Below are 451 nucleotides of genomic sequence, written 5' to 3' on the forward strand. Positions count from 1 at the left end.
CAATATCTGTATTTAAACGTGCGCTAATGGATAGCTGCCTGCTGGCCTTTTGCACATGGGCGGAATAGCTTGTCGCGTGAGGAATGAGCGCCCTGCGTTCCGTTTCTTGTCCGTTCATGGAAATCCGATATCTTCAGTTTGCTCGGCGAGGAGTTCCGATACGATCATGGCCAGCTCCACCTCTAATGTCTCGTAACGCTTCTGGAAGAAGGCTTGCCATTCCGACTCGGTGAAGCCGGCGGCGTCCATCAACTTGACTCCATCACTTGCCTGTAATGCCTTGAGCTCGCTAACGATCCTAGTGATGGTGAAATCCAGCTCAGCTATTGCGGTTCTCAGCGCTTCGGATTCGCTCAGCGTGGACGAGCGCACACCCCGGATGCCACCGGCCTTGAGCGCTTCGTAAATATCCTTCACTTGGAGCAGGTCGTTGCACTTATAGGCCTCCCGG

Annotated in this window: 1 protein-coding gene; it reads right to left on the minus strand. The window is 54.1% G+C overall.

Going from position 1 to position 451, the window contains the following annotated elements:
• Positions 1 to 114: 114 nt before the first annotated feature.
• A partial coding sequence (locus ACU8YC_RS27490; RefSeq protein WP_446896324.1) for a hypothetical protein occupies positions 115 to 451 on the minus strand: 337 nt, incomplete at its 5' end.

Source organism: Citrobacter sp. VF227 (genome assembly GCF_052950715.1).